The following is an 18,119-nucleotide window of genomic DNA, read 5'->3' as shown; positions in this document are numbered from 1 at the left end:
GGGGCCCGGACGGGCCCCGTGTGTAATGCTTTTCCCCGCGGCGCGGGATCACTGCCGCGCCGCGAAGGCGCGGAACCGTTCCGCCTCGTTTTCCAGAAAGCCCTGCCAGCCGGCGGCGATGCGCTCGAAATCCCGCGCGCGCAAATCCGCCTCCGCCCGTGCGATCGTCCCGGAAAACGCATTGTCAAGCCGGTTTTCCCCGAGCCGCCTCAGCGTGGCCGGATAGCCGCAGGCCAGCAGCTCATTGAGCTTGCGGTAGCACTGGCGCACCGCCGCGGACGGGCAGGCGTCGGTGATGAAGGCGAGGTATGCCTCAAAGACAAGGTAGCTCTTTTTTTCCTCCCGGATCCGCGCGAACCGTTCCGCCAGCCGGTCCAGCGTCTCCCCGGACGCCGCCTCCAGTGTAAAGAGGGACACCTTCCGGACGGTCAGCGCCAGAAACTCCAGGCTCTCCGCGTAGAGCCCCAGCGCCTCGCGGACCTCCGGTTTGGAAAAGTCGATCCGCCGGGGGTCCATGAGGACCCGCGTCCCCTTCCCCTGGAAGGACGCGGCGACGCCGAGCCCGTCCAGCAGGTCCAGCGTGCGCCGGACCGTGGAGACCGCGACGCCGAACCGCTCCGCCATCCGCGGGAGGGAGGGGAGAAAGCTCCCGACCGGGTAGCGTTCCTCCAGGATCTCCCGGATGATGCGGGAGGCGATCGAATAGCGCAGCTGGGGACGCTGCCGGTAGATGTTCCACTCGAACGGGACCGGGCGGACGTCCTCCAGCGCGTACTCCGCGCGCGCCGTTTCGAGGAAGGCGAACAGCTCGTCGATGTCCTGCTTCCAGCCGGCCAGACAGGCGCGCTTCGCACGGTCGGCGTCCCCGCCGGCCCTCAGCTCCCGCAGGCAGTCCTCCGCCGCGCCGTGGGCGTCCAGCAGGGGAAAGCACAGGTACCGGATCATCTCCCAGCAGAGGTTCATGACCAGATGGTTGCCCAGCGAGGAGAGGACGGTCAGGGAAAACCCCGCCGCGGCCGGCGGCGCCCCCGTCCTCTCCCGGTTCCAGGTCCGGAGCCCCGCCTCCCAGAGCGGGTCGTACAGGAGCCCGCCGGTCCGGACGATATCGAGGATCCCCTCCCGGCGCGGCACGAAATACCGCGCGGCGTTTTCCCGGAACCGGGCGGGTCCCGCCCGGTAGACCACCCGGGCGGCCTTTTTCGCCTCCACCCGGATGAGGCCGTCCGCCTCCAGCCGGGCCAGCGCGCTGCGGACGGTCGGGACCGCCACATGGAACTCCGAAGCGATCCGCGGGATCGCGGGCAGGGAATCCCCGAAGGCGCAGCGGCCGAAGCAGATTCTGGCTGCATAGGAATCATATATCAGCTTATACCGTTCGTATGTCCCCTCCACGGGCGCGCCTTCCTCCCTTTCTCACGCCCGCGGCGGACCGCCGCCCGCATCCTCCAGCGCGCGGCGCAGCGTGCTCTGCAGGATGGCGGTGTCGATCGGTTTCGCCACATGGGCGGTCATTCCGGCCGCGAGGGCCGCCTGCACATCCTCCGAAAAGGCGTTCGCCGTCATGGCGATGATGGGGACCGTCCGGGCGTCGGGGCGGTCCAGCCCCCGGATCGCCCGGGCGGCCTCGTAGCCGTTCATCTCGGGCATCTGGATGTCCATCAGGACGGCGTCGTAGGTGCCCGGCGCCCGCTCCCGGAACTCCCGCACCGCCTTGGCGCCGTTGGTCCGGACCACCGTTTCCGCCCCGTAGATCTCCAGCAGGCCGCAGAGAATCTCGGCGTTGATCTCGTTGTCCTCCGCCACCAGGATGCGGCGGCCGGCGAAAGGCGCCTCCTCCGAGGGGGCCGCGGACTGCGGCCCGGCCGCCTTCCCGGCGGGGAGCCCCGAGGCCCCGCCGGCCTCGCACTCGAGCTCCACCGTGAAGGCGGAACCCTCGCCGGGCCGGCTCTCCACCGAGATCGTGCCACCCATCAGGTCGACCAGCCCCTTGGCGATGCTCAACCCCAGGCCGGTCCCCTCGACGCGCGTCGCCTCCCTGCTGCGGGAAAAGGGGTCGAACATCGAGGCGAGGAATTCCTCCGACATCCCGATCCCCGTGTCGCGCACGACGAAGCGGTAGCGGACGCGGCCCGCGCTTTCCGCAGGCAGTTCCTCCGCGAAAAACTCCACCCTTCCCCCCTCGGGGGTGAACTTGACCGCGTTGCTCAGCAGGTTGAGCAAAATCTGGCTGACGCGCAGGGCGTCCCCGATGAACCGCTCCTGACGGACCCGGCCGGCTCGCGCGCAGAAGGAGAGCCCCGCCGCGCGGGCCTGCGGCTCGATGATGGTCGAGAGCTGCTCCAGCAGGCCGGGGACGGACATCTCCATCCGGTTGAGCGTGATCTTGCCGCGCTCGATCTTGCTCATGTCCAGAATGTCGTTGATCAGGCTGAGCAGGTGCCGGGAGGAGACGGAGATCTTCCGCAGGCAGTCGGCGACCCGCGCGGGGTCGTCGATGTAGGCGCTGGCGAGCGCGGTCATCCCCATGATCGCGTTCATCGGCGTGCGGATGTCGTGGCTCATGGAGGAGAGGAAGTCGCTCTTGGCGCGGCTGGCCTCCTCCGCCAGCTCCAGCGCCTGCTCCAGGGCCTTTTTGGACCGGCGTTCCTCCGCCAGCATATCGGTCACGTCGGCGCGCACCATGCACACCGTCTTGTGCTCTCCATCCCCCCACAGGACGGTGATCTGCTTATAGCGCAGACCCTCCTCCGAACGGTGCGGGAAGACGAAGTCATAGCCCGCGGGCTGCTCCTCGAGATGCCGGAGCATCGTCTCCAGCCGGAGCTGGCGCTCCAGCTCCTCCGTCCCTCCCTCTGGGTTATAGCGCCTGGCGATCAGTTTGATGGAGGCGTTGTAGTCCTCCACGACGAAGGGGGGCAGGTTTTCCAGCACCGTCTGGCGGGTGTGCATCGTCATGCGCCTGGTGACCACCTGGATGAGGCCCAGCAGCTCGAAGGTGTAGGCCACGACGTTCAGCAGCCCCTGCTGCTCCCGCACCGAATCGGTGATGTCCGCCCGCGCAAGGCAGACCCGCCCCAGCCGCAGGTCGATGGCCGAAACGGTGAGCTTTTTGGTGAGGACCTCCCCCCGCTCCCCGAGGATGGCGTAGTGGAAGGAATAGGAGTCCTCCCTTTGCAGGCGCTCCATGATGTAGTCCGGGTCCAGCAGGGTCTTCACCTGCTCGCGGTCCCTGGGCACCACCTGTTTTTGGAGCATGTAGGCGATCCGGTCGGAATGCCGGCCCTCCTGCGCCGGGATGTCGCCCGCGTCCATCTCCCCGTTGAGGACGCGGTAGCGGTCCTCGGGGACGTCCACGTCGACCACGAGGTCGCTGCCTGCCACCGACAGGCGGCGCAGGATGCGTTCGGAGATGGTCTGCTCGGTGATGTCGGTGACGGTCAGGATGCCGGTGACGTCCCCCGTGTCGGGGGTCTCCACCAGATTTACCTTGAAGCGCACGTAGCGCCCGCGCTTCTCCTTCGGGAGCCGGACGAAGAAGTCCCGGATGATTTCCGTGTCGCCCCGGTCGAAAGCCGCCTGGGAGGGCCCGTTCAGGTAGGCCTCCCTGAAAATCCGCCGGCCCTCCTCGTCGACGACCAGGTTCGAAAGCCCCATGAAAAAGGTCTCCCGCTCGGTGCCGAAGGTGCTCAGCAGGCCGGAGTCGGTGTGGTCGATGATCTCGAGGATCTGATCCCGCGTGACGTTGCAGTGGCCCACGACCAGCGCGTTGGGTCCGGGCGTGCGGTAGTGCTGGAGGATCCGGTCGTTGAACTGCTTCCGGAGCTCCTCCCGTTCCTCCCGCTCCCGGGTCATGTCGTGGTAGCCCGCGTAGATCCGGAGCTCCCCGTCCTCGCTCTGGAGCATCGAAAGGCTGTTTTTCACCCAGATGTAGCCGCCGTCGCCCTTCTTCAGCCGGTAGATCAGCTCACAGCTGCTCTCACCGCCGCCGATGAACTCCGCCATCCGCGCGGCGACCGCCTCCCGGTCGTCCGGGTGCACCCCGGCCATGGCGTCCCGCCTGTAGAGCTCCCACGCCGCCTCCTGCGTCATCCCCGTCATGGCGGCGAACCCGTCCGACAAAAACTCGGGGATCATGCTGCCGTCCGGCTTGTAGCGGACCACGGCGACACCCCCCGGAAGGTGCTTGACCACCGTCTGGAAATACTGCTCCAGGCGCGCCTTTTCCTTCTGGGTCCGGACCTCCTCGGTCACGTCGTGGACGTACTTCACATAGGCCGGGATGCCGTTCCAGTCGCTCTCCATGAAGCGGGTGGTGTAAAACCGCCCGCTCCCGTCCACCGCCATCTCGTGCGCCTTTCCGTCGGGCGCGTGGCTGTGAAGCGTGCAGAACACGCAGGGCGCGTCCCTCCCGTGCAGCGCGGCGTAGCATTTCTGCCCGACGCGGCCGCCGCTCTTCGCGAACAGCTCCCGCGATTCGTTGATGTAGAGCAGGTCGTAATTCTTCCGGTCGATGACGTAAATGCCGTCCGCCGTCTCGTTCGCGATGCTCTGGAAGAGCTGCGCCTCCGCCGACATGCCGGTGAAGACCCCGTAAAACCGGGTGGATTCCGACAGCGGTCCCATCCGGCGGCCGTTGAGGTGCAGCCAGACGAGGGTCCCGTTCTTATGGCGCATCCGGCAGGAGATGTCGAGTACCTTCCCGCTTTCCAGCGCGGCCCGCGCCGCGGCGAGGACCCGGGGCCTGTCCGCCTCATATACGGCGTCGAAGGCGTCCCGCCGGACGATCTCCCCGTATTCCTCCCGCGTGTAGCCCGTGAGGGCGGGCACGCCCGCGGAGAAATAGGTGGGGACGAACCGCCCCTCCTCCACCCGGTAGCCGGCGATCCCGCCCGGGATCGAGTTGACCAGGTGGTCGAGCTCCAGCTGGGTCTCCTTGAGCGCGGTGATGTTGTGGAACACGCACTGGAGCAGGGGGCGGCCGCGCTCCTCCCCCACCTGCTTCGCCTGGGCGTGCACCCAAACGATGTGCCCGTCCCGGTGCAGCTTGCGGAATTCAAAGTCCGCCACCGTCCGGTCGCGCAGGGCCTCCCTGGCCTTCGCGGCCACCATCGCGGCGTCCTCCGGATAGGTCATCTCGATCGCGTCCCGTTTGATCAGTTCCCGGTACTCCTCCACGGTGTACCCGGTCAATTCCGGCACGCCGTCGGAGAAATAGACCGTCTCAAAGATGTCCGACACCCGGTAGATGGCAACCCCGCCCGGGATGGCGTTGACGATGTCCTGCATCTTCTCGTTGGCAGCCTTCAGCTCTTCCTCCAAATGCACGCGCTCGCTGACGTCGGTGTAGATGCCGTAGAAGATTTTGGCGCCGTCCTCATGGGTTTTGATCGTGCCGTCGAGGTTGATCCAGCGGTATTCCCCCCGCCGGTCGTTCCACAGCCGGTAGGAGTGCCGCACGCTGCCGCCGCCATGGTACGCGGCGGCGATCTTTTCCCGCAAAAGCCCGACGTCCTCCGGATGCACGCCCAGGTAGTCGGTCTTCTCCCGGACCGACCGGATGTGCTCGTCGGAATAGCCCACGACCTCATAGAAGGCGGGGTTGTGGAAGAGCGGCACGATTTCGGGCCACTCGATCCGGTAGACGCACAGCCCGCAGGGGACGCTGGTAAAGGTCTCCTTCAGCCCCTCCTGCAGCCGGTCGGCGCGCTCCGACTCCGCCCGCTGCTCGGTGACGTCCCTGACGTACTCGATATGCGCGGGCCGGTCCCCCCAGTCGACGAGCTTCCCGCTGAGCTGGTAGACGCGCCCGTTGAGGGGGTGGCGGTACTCGCGGACGAGGACGTCGTCCCGGCTCATTCTACCCGCGTGGCAGAAGGGGCAGGCGGACTGGTAGCCCGCGATGTGGTAGCAGCAGGCCTCGCCGCCGTCCGGCGGTAGGAGCGTCTCCCGCGCCCGCCGGTTGGCGTAGAGCACCCGCCGGCTCTCGACGTCGCTGACAAAGATGGCGACCGGGTCGTTGTCCAGGATGGCCTGGAGCTGCCGGACCTCCGGCGCAGAGAGAGGGCTTTCCCACGTCATGTCGGTTCTCCTTTCAGGGCTTCCAAAAACAGCCCCGCCCGCTCGAATTCCTTTCGCACAGCCCGGTACAATTCGGGGTAGTCGTTTCGCTCCTCCCGCAGGCGCAGCGGCTCCACGACGGCGCACGCCGCCTTGTAAAGCGGGTCGAGCCCCAGGTTCCCGGCGACCCCCTTGAGCGAATGGGCGGCTTCGAACGCGCCGCCCAGGTCGCCGGATTCCAGCGCGTCGCCCAGCCGATTCACGCTGCCGTCCCGGGGCAGCATGCCGAGCACGCGCAGGTACATGGCCTCGTTCCCCAAAAAGCGCCGCATCGTGCCGTCGTAATCCGCGCCGTAGGCCTCGAAGGCCGCACGAAAATTCCCCATCTCCTAACCCTCCTGTTTCCGGAAAATAAAGTCGTAGAGCGTCTGGTAGAGCCGGTCCGGGTCGATCGGCTTGGCCAGGTGGGCGTCCATCCCGGCGGCCTTGCTCTTTTCGATGTCGTCGTCGAAGGCGTTCGCCGTCATGGCGATGATCGGAATGGCCGCCGCGTCGGCGTTGCTCAGGTGGCGGATGGTCCCGGCGGCCGTCAGGCCGTCCATCAGCGGCATCCGGATGTCCATCAGGATCGCGTCGTAATACCCTTTTGGGGATTTGCTGAACAGCTCCATCGCCCGCAGCCCGTTTTCCGCCGTCTCCACCGCGAAGCCCTTGCTCTCCAGCAGCATGACCGCCACCTCGGTGTTGAGGGCGTTGTCCTCCGCCAGCAGCACCCGCCTGCCGGTGAAGTCGTAATCGGCGCCGTCCGGCTGCTGCGCCCGCTCCTCCTTCTCCCCGAGCGCCCTGGAGAAGGCGGAGACCAGGGAGGATTTGAACATCGGCTTGCTCATCAGCAGGTTGACGCCCGCCAGCTTCGCCTCATGCTCGATCGATATCCAGTCGTAGGCGGTCATGATGATGATCGTGACCTCCGTCCCCACGATGGCGCGGATCTGCCGGGCCGTCTCGATCCCGTCCATCTCGGGCATCTTCCAGTCGATCAGGATCATGTCGTAATACTTCCCGCCGCCCCACAGCTCCCGAACCCGGTCGACCGCCTTGCGGCCGCTGTCGACCCATTCGGCCATGACGCCCATCTCGTGGAGGGTGACGACGGCGCTCTCGCAGACCGCCACGTCGTCGTCCACCACCAGCGTCTTGAGGTGGGAGAAGTTGTGGTGCTTCTTCAGGTTATGGCGGAGCTTCTCCTCCTCGGTGATGCCCAGCTTCACGTCGACGGTGAACTCGGTGCCAATCCCCTTGATCGAACGCGCCGTGATCTTCCCGCCCATCAGATCCACGATGTTCTTGGAGATCGCAAGGCCCAGCCCGGTGCCGCCGAAGAGGGCGGTGGTTCCGGTGGACTCCTGCGAAAAGGGCTCGTAGATGTGGGGGAGGAACTCCTCGCTCATGCCCACGCCCGTGTCGTTGACGATGAAGCGGAGCTCGGCGTCGTTTTGGGTCCGCCGGCGCTGGGCGGCGGAGAAGGTGACTTTCCCGCCCTCGCCGGTGAACTTGATCGCGTTGGAAAGGATGTTGAGGAGCACCTGCTGGAGCTTCATCGCGTCCCCGATGTAGTAGTCGTCGAGCACGGGGTCCACGATGCACTCGTAGTCCACCCCCTTGGAGGCCGCCTGCGCGTGGCAGATGGTGCTGATGCCGCCCAAAAAGTCCTCGGTGGGAATTTTTTCGCTCTTCATCAGCATCTTGCCGCTCTCGATCCGGCTCATGTCCAGGATGTCGTTGATGAGGGAAAGCAGGAACCGGGAGGAGATCCCGATTTTGGAGATGCAGTCGGCCACCTGGTCGTCGTCCCCGATCGAATTGGCCGCGATGGTGCTCATGCCGATGATCGCGTTCATGGGGGTGCGGATCTCGTGGCTCATGCGCGAGAGGAAGTCGCTCTTGGCGGCGTTGGCCTGCTCCGCGGCCACGAGCGCCGCGGCCAGCTCCTCCTTCTGCTTCTGCTCCCGCCGCACCACGTCGGTCACGTCCGCCCGCGTCATGCACACCCGGCCGAGCTCCCGGCTGATGTAGAAGACCTGGAACCGCTTGACCCGCCGTTCCCCGGCCTCCCGGAGCTCCAGCACGAAGGTGTAGGCGTCCTGTCCGGCAAGCCGCCGCCGGATGTAGCCGAAGTCGAGCTTCTGTAAAAACTCCGCCCGTTCCGCCTCGTCCATGCAGCGCTCGGCGGATTTTTGGACCTCCTCCCGGAAATCCCCCTGTGCCGGGATGGAGAGCGGACGCTTGCCGCCGCAGGCGGCCACGCGGTACCCGCCGCCGTTCAGGTCGATGTCGGCGATGACGTCGTAGTCCAGTTCGGCGATCCGGTTGAGCAGCTGCTCCTGCAGCCGCTGCTCGGTGACGTCCGCCGTATAGAAGAACATGATGACGTCGCCGGTGGCGGGGTTCAGGCAGGTCCGCAGGTTCGTGCTGCCCCAGAAAAGGCTCCCGTCGTTGCGCCTGCGCAGGAAGCTCAGGCGGTAGTCCACCTTCCCCGCCGCGTAGTCCTCCAATACCTTGCCGCGCGCGAGCATCCGGCGGATCTCCACCCCGTAGGCGGCGTCCACGGCGGACCCGGAGAGGTTCTGGATCGTCTTCACGTAGGTGTCCCCCACATGCGCGACGGCCACGTCCAGGGTGGCCTGGTAGCTCTCCAGACGGTCCCGGGAGACGTTGATGGTCCCCTGGATGCTGCCCTCCCGCGAGGCGAGCTCGGAGAAATAGGCAAGCTCCTCCTCGTAGAGCTCCCGGACCCGGTCGCGGAGGCGCCGCTCGTCGGTGACGTCCACGAAGACGCAGTAGAAATACTGCTCCTCGCCCCGCTCCCGGAAGAGCTGCGCCTTGATGGAGACCCACTTGACGGCGCCGCCCCTGCAGATGATCCGGTGCTCCAGCTGGATCGTATCCCCCCGCAGAAGCTGCTCCTCCAGCAGGGCGGCCGACGGGGCGAAATCGTCCGGATGGATGACCGCGGACATCCGGTTCCCCATGGCCGCGAATTCCTCGCGGGTGTAGCCGATGAACTCAAACAGGCCGTCGTTGGCCTCGATCACCGTGAAATCCGCGTCGGACCGGCAGCGGAAGACCGCGCCCGGGATGTTGTTGTAAAGGCGCAGGACCTCCTCCTGCGCCTCCCTCTGCGCGGTGATGTCGACGCAGACCGACGCGATCGCGGGGCGTCCGTCCTCCGCGACCGTCCTGCGCCCCGCGTCGTGGACCCATATGTAGGAGCCGTCCTTCTTTTTCATCCGGTACTCGACGACGTATTCTCCCTTTTCCGCGAGCTGGGCCTCCACCTGCTCGTCCACCATCCCGCGGTCGTCCGGGTGCATGCAGTTGGCGACCAGCCCGCCGATATCGGCCACGAAGTCCGCCTCGCTCTCATAGCCGAGGTAACGGAGCATCTGGCGGTTGATGAAGTAGAAGGGGAAGCCCTCCTCGATGTACCCGCCCATCATGCCGCCCAGCAGCGAATCGTTGAGCAGCTCCTGCCGCTGCCTGGCGATCTGCTCCACCACCAGGGTCTGGGGGTAGTGCTCCTTCCCCCGCTGGCTGCCGCCCGGCTCCGCGAAATGCAGGCTGCGCACCAGCCAGGTCTCGCCGTCCTCCCGCACGAGGGTGCAGAAGATGCGAAGCCGCCAGGTGTACTGCGTATTCTTCAGGGTCATCTCCGCGGACAGGCAGCAGACATGCTCCGCCGCCATCTGCTCGTGGAGCGCCTCCAGCGCGCAGGCGAAGGGCTCCCGGAGCTCCCCCACGTCCGCCCGCAGGTAGGCGGACATCTCCTCTTTCCCACGGGCCAGCTCGTCTTCGCCCGTGCCCACAAAATCCACCGCGTCGGACAAAAAACCGATCGCCGCCTCCGCGTCCCGCCGTTCGAACCAGTCGCGGCAGAACGCCTCCACGGCCCCCATGGCCGTCCCCCGATAACCCATATCCCTTACCCTTTCCATAGACAGCATTTCCCCTTGCCCTCCGCCTTCGCGCGGTAGAGCGCCCGGTCCGCCCGGGCGATCAGCTCCGTCACCGGCTCCTCCGAGACGCTGAAAACGATCCCCCCGGTGCAGGCGGCCGCGGCCCCCTTTGGGGCGCAGATCTCCCGGGCGGCCCGGCAGATCTCCCCGCCCTTCTTCAGCGCCGCCTCCTCGGAGCGCACCTGTCTCATGACTACCACGAATTCGTCCCCGCCGTAGCGGGAGAGAATGTCGTTTTCGCGGGTGTGCGCGCGCAGGAGCGCGCTGAATTCCTCAATGAGCCGGTCGCCCTCCACATGCCCGAAGGTGTCGTTGGTCTTCTTCAGGTCGTCCAGGTCGAAGAGGCAGACCGCCAGCGGCAGGTCCTCCGCCCGCAGCGCACCCGCGGCAGCGGTGAAGCCCCGCCGGTTCAGAAGGCCCGTCTGGTAGTCCCGGCAGGCCTCCTCCTGCAGGGAGTCCTTCCACTCCTGGAAGGCGGTGGTCCCCATCGCCCGCAGCACCTGCCTGCGCAGGCTCTTGGCGGTGTGGGGCTTGTCCACGTACTCCTCCGCGCCCAGCTCCAGCGCCTTTTCCTCCAGCAGCGCGTCCGGCGGGCCGGTGACGATGACGGGCGTGCTCCACACGGCCCGACTGCGCTTCACGGCCTCCAGCGCCGAGAAGTCGTCCGACCCCGGCAGCGTGGCGCTGAGGAGCACGGCGGCGAGCTTGTCCCGGTTCGCCGCGATGCAGTCGAGCGCGGCGCGCCCGGTCCCGGCCTCCATGACCTGGAAGAGATCCTCAAAGGTCTCCCGCACCAGATCCCGGTAGGCCGCGTCCTCATCGGCGGCCAGGAAGACCGGCCGCCGGCGTTTGGCGCCCGGCTCCTGCTCCGCGACGGCCCCCTCTTCCCGAAGCAGCTTTTCAAACTCTTCGCTGGGCACCGGGCGCACAAAGTAGTAGCCCTGCACATAGTCGCAGTCGATCTCCCGCAGGCGTTCGAGCTGCTCCCGCGTCTCCACGCCCTCGGCAACCACATGCAGTTCCATCCAGCGCGCCAGATCCATGATGAAGCGCAGGATCCCCTGATCGACGGGCTTTGCCGTCTCGCTCTGGATAAAGCGCATGTCCAGCTTCAGCACGTCGATCGGCAGACGGTTGAGCATGTTGAGGGAGGAGTACCCGCTCCCGAAGTCGTCCATTTCGATCACAAAGCCCAGCTCCCGCAGGCGGGCCGCCGTTTCAATGATCTGGTTGGGGTCCTCGGTGTAGGCGCTCTCCGTGATCTCCAAATGGAGCCGCGCGGGCGCCAGCCCGTATTTCCGCACCGTTCCCAGCAGGATCTCCGCGATATCCGCCTGATAGATGTCCGCTCGGGACACGTTGACGGAGACCGGGATGGACGGCAGGCCGGCGTCGTCCCACTTGCGCAGGAAGGAACAACTCCTGTCCCAGACGAAGCGGTCCAGCTTGGTGATGAACCCGTTGCGCTCGAAGAGGGGGATGAACTCCGCGGGGGACTGGAGGCCCCACTCGGGGTGCGCCCAGCGCACCAGCGCCTCCGCGCCCGCCAGGCGGCTGTCCCTGATCCGGTATTTGGGCTGGAGATAGACCTGGAACTGCCCCTGCGCCAGGGCGGACTCCATATTGTCGATGATGGCCTGCTCCCGCAGCAGCTTGCCCCGCAGCTGGTCGTCGTAGGCGGCGAAGTACTTGCCGTACTGGCCCTTGATGCTGCGTGCGGCCAGCAGCGCCCGGTCGCACATCTGCTCGACCGGGACGCCGCAGTCCTCGACCGTGTAGATCCCCCACTTCATCACAATGCTCCGGGCGTTCGCGAGGGCGTTTACCTCCCCGCTCACCCGGACGAACATCTCATCGCTGTAGTCCGTCCGGCGCTCCAGCAGGCAGGCGAACTGGTCCGCGTTGAGCCTCCCGCAGATCCCCGCGTCGCCGATGACCGTGCGGTAGAGCGCCGCGATGTCGTGCAGCAGGCGGTCCCCCGCCGGGATGCCGAAAATGTCGTTGATGAGCTTGAAGTTGTCGATGTCGGAGCAGACGATGTCATACTCCTTCTCCGGGTTCTGCCGGAGGGTCTCCCGGACCCGCTGGTAAAAATATTCCTTGCTGCACAGGCCGGTCAGCCGGTCGTACTGGAACTGGTTGATCATGGCGGCGGTCTCCCGCAGGCTGATGATGCTGGCGGCGCGGTGCAGGATAATCTGCGCCTTATAGGGCTTGGCCACAAAATCCGTGGCGCCATGGGACAGCGCCGCCACCTCGTCGGCCTCGCTGTCGCTCTGCGTGGTGACGATGACCGGGATGGACGCGTAATCGGGGTGGGCCTTGACGATCGAGAGGAAGGTGTAGCCGTCCATGACGGGCATGACGATATCCAGCAGGATCAGGGCGATCCTCTCCCCGTACAGCTCCAGAAGGCCGAGCGCCTCCCGCCCGTCCCCCGCCTCGAGGACCCGGTACTCCGAAGACAGGATCCCGCTGAGCGTCGCCCGGTTGATCTCGCTGTCTTCCACTACCAAAACCGTTTTTTGTGCAGCCATATCTTTGCCCCTTGCTCCAACACGGACCCGGCCGTGGGCATACGCCCGCGGCTTCTCCGTTTACTCTGTTCACATGATGTTTACATTCTATCACGGCGGAGGCGGCTTGTACAACCTTTTTCGGCGTAATATGACCGAACAGGCGAATATTCCGTCAAACGAGCCCTTCTTGTCCCAGCTCTGTAAAAGACTGGATCGTGATTGGAGGAAAAGAAAGCCCCGCCCCTCTCCTTTGGAGAGGGGCGGGGCTTTGAGCGCGGCCGCGTCCGGATATGCAAGCGGACGTCCGTGCCGGTTCGGAGCTATGGACACGCATGGGCTTCCCGCGAAGCTTCCATCCGCACCTCCACCGAGAAGCACCCCTCCTCCCGGCCCGCCGTGGCCGCGCCCCCATACCGTTTCGCGATCTCCCGGATGATCGGCAGGCCGAAGCCGTGGGCGCGTTTATCCGCTTTGCTGGTGCCCTTGTCCGCCGCGTCCTCACAGGCGCTGTTGCGGCAGAGCACCTCCATTTCGCCGTCCGCCCAGGAGATGCCCAGGGAGATCCAGCGTTCGGCCGCGGCCGAACGCTGACAACCCTCCATGGCGTTGTCCAGCAGGTTCATCAGCAGCGAGGTGAGATCGCCGTCGTCAAACGGAAGCTTTTCCGGCAGCCGGGCGAGGTCGAGCTCGACGAAAATATCCATCTGCGCCGCCCGGGCGAGCTGGACCGCGAGGACGGCGTCGATGAGGCTGTGGCCGGTGTAGTCCTGCGGCGCCGTGCCGCCCAGCTTCGGGGCGATCTCGTCGAGGTAGTCGGACAGCTCCCCAAGCGCGCCGACGTCCAGATAATAACGGATGAGCGTCAGCCGGCTGCGGCTCTCATGGAGCTGTTCCCGGGTGCGGCGCACATACTCTTCCGACAGACGGGCCTGTTCGGCGCGCGCCGCGAGCTGGACCTCCGCCACCCTTTCCCGCATGTGCAGGGCGTCGCGCTCCCGGTAGACGCGCACCGTGTCAAAGCAGAGCACGCCGCAGATCACCAGAATCAGGACGCCGCCCGCCTGCTCGATGAACCACCCCAGCAGGATGGGCTCGTACAGGGGCAGGAGCCGGTCCATGATCAGCGCGCAGGCGAAGACGCAGCTCCCCGCGAGCAGCGCCCTCGAATAGCGCAGGCTCCGGCGCAGGGCCCACCAGCAGGAGGCAAGCATACAGAGGGCTGTCGCCCACTTGTAGGCCGACAGCACGCCCGACCAGGCCATCAGCGTCCCGGCGCTTTCGGCCGGGAAGACGCGCACCAGCAGGATCCCGGCGCAGACCGCCGCGCCGGCCGCGCAGACGGGATAATATGCGCGGCGGGGCAGCGCCATGATGCGGGCCTGCAGCCAGGCCAGCGTCGGGAAGAGGCCGTAGGTCCCGAGCCGCTCAAGCACCGGCCACACGCCCTCCTGCCAGCCGAGCGCCTGGGCGATGGGCCATGCGGTGCTCAGGCAGAAGCACAGGCAGAGCAGCGCCAGCGCGCCGTATGGGATGGAGAAGTGATAGCCGGACCGGACCAGCAGGCAGAGCAGGCCGATGAGCGCCGCGACAGCGCACGCGGCGCAGTGGATGATTACCCGCAAAAAGCTCGCCCGGCTTACTTCCGACGGACTGCCGAAGGCGGGCGGATAGACCATGCCGCTGTACACGCCGTCCCGGTCCTCCACCTCGACGACGATTTCGATCCGCTCCCCGGCGGTGAAGGTGACCATGGGGCTTCCGGGCGCGGGCGCGTCCGCGTCCCCCATGCCCACGCTCTGCATGAGCCGTCCGTTGATCCACAGCCGCCAGCGGGAAAAAATCTCGGTCAGTTCCAGCGCGTAGTCGCGCTCGGTCCCGTCGGTGAGCAGTACGGTGCGGTAGGTGGCCCGCCCGTGGGCGGGCGCCGCCGGATCGCCGAGATCGAAGCCCCCATACTGCCCGATGTAGAGATAGGCGTCCGGTTCGGCCCCGGCGATCTCCTCCGGCGAAAGCAGGCGACCGCCATAGAAGGCCCATCCGTCCGCCAGATAGAAGAAGGGGGAGTCCTCATACCAGTCCCCGTCCAGCCGGACGACGCCCATCTTGGCGGCGGGGCGGGGATAGGTGTATTTGTTGTCAAACCGCCAGCAGAGCCAAAAATAAAGGACGCTCGACAGGAGCACGGCCGCCAGCAGGAGCGCAAACCGGGCGTTTTTCCGTTTACCCTCCACGTCGGTCGCCCCCCTTCCTCCGGCGCAGATACAGGAAGGCCCCGCCCGCGAGCGCGGCGCACAGCGCCGCGGCCAAACCGACCGGCGCCGCGCCGGCCTTGGAGGGCACGGCGGCTTCGACCGCGGGCGATGCGCCGTCCGCGGAGGGGACGCCCGCGGGGACGTCGGGCGAATCAGAGGCCGCGCGGCCCTCCGCCTGTCCGGGACGCTCCGATATCAGGTACGCCCCGGCCGTCTCCAGCTCAAAACGCAGCCTGCCGTCTTCCCAGCCGTCGGCGGGCCTCTCCCGGCCGTCCGGACCGGTGCAGAAAAACGCCGCGTTTTCATCTGCCGGGGCATAGTCCACCGTGACCCGGAAGGCAAGACCCCCGAATCCGGCAAGCGCCTCCTCCCCCGACCAGAACCGGACGAGGAACCGGTCCTCCCCCGGCTTCTCCAACTGAGCGTAAAACACGGCGTCCGCCGGAAGGGCGTCCAACAGCGCGGCGGGCAGCGTCACCCTCAGGCCCTGCCCGATCAGGGTGATCCCCTCCGGGTTGGCCGTCCTCTGCGCCGCCAGCTCGGAAGGCGTCAGGGAAACGTCCGCCCCTGCGGGCCGCCGCGGCGCCGCTTCGGCGCCCGGTTCGGGCGGAGACGACTGCACCAGCGTCGTTGAACGGGAACCGGCCGGCTCCGAAGACGGCCGCTCCCGCGCGCCGTCCGGGCCGCCGCTCCCGCCGCCGGACGGCGGCGGGACGACGCCGATCGGCGGCAGGCCGCCCTGCTCGCCCCGGCCGTCGTCGTCCCGGTCGCCGCCGCCGAGCTGGGTGGGGTCCCCGGAGGCGTAGGGGAACTCCAGCGCGTTCGAGATTCCCTCGAACGCGCCGCCCTCCACCACCAGGCGGAAATAGTAGCGGTGGTCAATCTCCAGCCCGCCCAGGTCCGCCGAAGCCATCGTTCCCGCTTCGTCGCCGGGCAAAAGCTCAAAATGGGGGAGCGCAGCGGCGTCCCGCCAGGTTTCGTCCCCGTCGGCCAAATATTGGACAGCGATCCGCTCCGCGCCCGCGATCGGGGTCAAAAAGGCGAGGTGCAGGTCCCCGGCGGACGTCAGGTAGGCGTTCTCAATCCAGGGGGCGTCGGGCGGAACCACATGGAGGGGAACGGTGTAGGGGGGAATCTCCACGGGGAACCAATCCGGGACGCCGACCGGCCGGCAGGCGAGCTCATGGACGCCCGCCGTGGAGCAGTCCACCGGAATCCCCTCCGTAAGCACCGAAACGCGGACCCCGAGGGTGGACGCCCGGCCTTCCGAATCATAGAGAAAATACTCGCTGGTGCGGGGAACGCCCGGCTCCAGGCTTAGGTCAAGCGAAACCTGTCCCCAGGGCGTCCCCTCCACGACGCTGTAGCCGATCTGCTCGATCCGTTCGGCCGGGACGGCGTGGCGGCCGACGGTCTCGGCCCCCTCCGGGAACGGCTCCGTCCGGCAGGCGTCCAGCAGGAGCCCGCCGCCGCACACGACCGATTCGCCGTCGGAGACGGCCGAGCAGCAGAGCAGTTTCAGCGGCCCGTCCGCGCGGATGGCGACGGCCCCCTCGCCTCGCGCCGCAGCCGAAAAATAATTGAGTTCTCGGAGCTCTGCGTCCTTGAGCCAAACCGCCACCGCGTCCGGGCCCTCGGCAGAGAGCTCCATCCAGTCCGCGATCCAGCTCGCGCCCGATTCGACGCAGAGCGCCGCCGCGCCCTCCCCCGAGGCCGCGATCTCCACCTCCTCGCCCGAAAAGCTTCCGGACACCGTGATGAGAGGCCGGCCGCCGCTGCCCTCGAAGCGCACCGGGCCGCTCACCTCCATCGAGCTCCCGCCGGGGATCTCGATGACATGCCCGCCCATCTCCACGAGGGTGGGCTTCCGGGGCTTCAGGATGCTGAAGGAATCTCCGCCGCGCTCCCACACGATGTCCGCCGTGAGGACGATGTGCGCGGCCCCCCGCTCATTGACCAGCTCCCGCAGCTCCGCCGCGCTCCCGCAGCCGAACGCGCCGTCCGGAAGGGGAACGGAAAATTCCGGCTCCCGCTCCGCCGGGGGAACGGGGGCCTCGCCGGAAAGCCCGTCGTCCGCGGGCGGTTCCGCCGGCGCTTCCCCGGACGGTTCCACAGGTTCCTCCGCGGGCGGCTCCGTGTCTTCCGTGAGGTCCACGGGCGGTTCCTTTTCTCCCGCGGGTCCCTCACCGGGCGGCTCCGTGGACGCTTCCCCGGACGGCTCCCCGGCGGGATCCTCCTCCGCGCCGCCGGGCGGAAGAGGCGCGGAGGATTCTGCCTCCACAACGGCCGGAACGGCAGAAAAAGGCGCTTTTTCCCCATCCGCGGCGGACGCCGCAAACGGGGAAAAAGCGCCCCAGCAAAACAGCAGGAGCAGCCAGAGGGCCACCTTTCTTGCCGAACCGTTCATTCACGGCCTCCTTGCTTTTCATCCGGAAAAACCAGCCGGTACCCCCCGTTTGACCGCTCAATGACGATGGAGGGGCATTCTCCCGCGTTTTTCCGCAGCTTGATCCGCAGCGAGGAGATATTGACGAAGACGGTGCGCAGCGCGTCGTTGGGAGCCTGCCCCCAGATTTCGGAATAGAGTTCCTCGGCGGACATCGTCCTGCCGCGGTTGCGCAGCAGCGTGGACAAAAGCAGAAATTCCTTGGGCTTGAGCAGCAGGTCGTGCCCGCCGAGAAAAGCCCGCTGCATCCGGGCGTTCAGCACCAGGCGGCCGGCGTGGGTCTCGACCTCCGCCTGTAAAAGCCAGTGGACGCGGCGGAGCTGGGCCTCGATGCGGGCGATCAGCTCCTCGATCTTATAGGGCTTGATGATGTAGTCGTCGCCGCCCGCCTGCAGCCCCCGCACGATCTGGTCGCTGTCCCCGAGGCTGGTCAGCAGGAGAATCGGCGCGTCGCTGTGGCGGAGCTGACGGCAGAGGTCAAGCCCCGACCCGTCCGGCAGCAGGATGTCGACCACGGCCAGGTCCGGAGGGGCGTCCTCGATCCGCTTGCGCGCCTCGGAGAGCGTCCGGACGGCCGTGACCCGGTATCCGCGCTTCTCCAGCGCCATCCGGTTGTAGTTCAGGATCTTGGTCATGTCCTCGACCAGCAGGATGTGCGGCGGCTCCACGGCATCACTTCCTTCTCTCCGAATCGCACCCGTTTTCTTTATTATAGTGAGTGGATCGACAGATTGCAAGCGAGCAAAAAGGCGGAACCGGCCGTTTCTTCGGACGGATGCAATCCGCCGGGAGTTATGCTATACTGAAAAAAAGACGGGCCGGACGGGCC

General features: G+C 67.0%; 8 protein-coding genes. All 8 read right to left on the bottom strand.

Annotation, left to right across the window (positions count from 1 at the left end; all coding sequences use genetic code 11):
- Positions 1–48: 48 nt before the first annotated feature.
- The 8 genes from RCI06_RS01310 to RCI06_RS01275 all read right to left on the bottom strand — a co-directional run bounded on the left by RCI06_RS01310 (position 49) and on the right by RCI06_RS01275 (position 17,958).
- Positions 49–1,392, bottom strand: coding sequence for a GntR family transcriptional regulator (locus RCI06_RS01310; RefSeq protein WP_306573742.1), 1,344 nt, complete (start codon positions 1,390–1,392; stop codon positions 49–51).
- Positions 1,393–1,413: 21 nt separating this feature from the next.
- The gene (locus tag RCI06_RS01305) at positions 1,414–6,078 is read right to left on the bottom strand and encodes a PAS domain-containing protein (RefSeq protein WP_306573740.1); all 4,665 of its coding nucleotides are present in this window, start codon (positions 6,076–6,078) and stop codon (positions 1,414–1,416) included.
- On the bottom strand, positions 6,075–6,443 hold the full coding sequence (locus RCI06_RS01300) for an Hpt domain-containing protein (protein WP_101552305.1): 369 nt from the start codon (positions 6,441–6,443) through the stop codon (positions 6,075–6,077). Before RCI06_RS01300 ends, RCI06_RS01305 begins: the two co-directional genes overlap by 4 nt.
- A 3-nt stretch (positions 6,444–6,446) precedes the next feature.
- Positions 6,447–10,052, bottom strand: coding sequence for a response regulator (locus RCI06_RS01295; protein WP_306573738.1), 3,606 nt, complete (start codon positions 10,050–10,052; stop codon positions 6,447–6,449).
- On the bottom strand, positions 10,040–12,610 hold the full coding sequence (locus tag RCI06_RS01290) for an EAL domain-containing protein (RefSeq protein ID WP_101552309.1): 2,571 nt from the start codon (positions 12,608–12,610) through the stop codon (positions 10,040–10,042). The genes RCI06_RS01295 and RCI06_RS01290 overlap by 13 nt, the downstream gene beginning before the upstream one ends.
- 302 nt (positions 12,611–12,912) lie before the next feature.
- Positions 12,913–14,823, bottom strand: coding sequence for a sensor histidine kinase (locus RCI06_RS01285; protein WP_306573736.1), 1,911 nt, complete (start codon positions 14,821–14,823; stop codon positions 12,913–12,915).
- On the bottom strand, positions 14,813–16,999 hold the full coding sequence (locus RCI06_RS01280; RefSeq protein WP_306573734.1) for a hypothetical protein: 2,187 nt from the start codon (positions 16,997–16,999) through the stop codon (positions 14,813–14,815). The genes RCI06_RS01285 and RCI06_RS01280 overlap by 11 nt, the downstream gene beginning before the upstream one ends.
- 248 nt (positions 17,000–17,247) lie before the next feature.
- On the bottom strand, positions 17,248–17,958 hold the full coding sequence (locus RCI06_RS01275; protein WP_101552313.1) for a response regulator transcription factor: 711 nt from the start codon (positions 17,956–17,958) through the stop codon (positions 17,248–17,250).
- Positions 17,959–18,119 lie beyond the last annotated feature (161 nt).

Source organism: Anaerotruncus massiliensis (ex Togo et al. 2026) (genome assembly GCF_030825285.1).
Taxonomy (GTDB): Bacteria; Bacillota; Clostridia; order Oscillospirales; family Ruminococcaceae; genus Anaerotruncus; species Anaerotruncus massiliensis.
This window is presented reverse-complemented; position numbering and strand designations above follow the sequence as displayed.

What these genes read in the sequence shown, in the direction of transcription:
- RCI06_RS01305 (WP_306573740.1), bottom strand. Translation starts at nt 6,078, where the DNA reads ATGACGTGGGAAAGCCCTCTCTCTGCGCCGGAGGTCCGGCAGCTCCAG.
- RCI06_RS01300 (WP_101552305.1), bottom strand. Translation starts at nt 6,443, where the DNA reads ATGGGGAATTTTCGTGCGGCCTTCGAGGCCTACGGCGCGGATTACGAC.
- RCI06_RS01295 (WP_306573738.1), bottom strand. Translation starts at nt 10,052, where the DNA reads ATGGAAAGGGTAAGGGATATGGGTTATCGGGGGACGGCCATGGGGGCC.
- RCI06_RS01290 (WP_101552309.1), bottom strand. Translation starts at nt 12,610, where the DNA reads ATGGCTGCACAAAAAACGGTTTTGGTAGTGGAAGACAGCGAGATCAAC.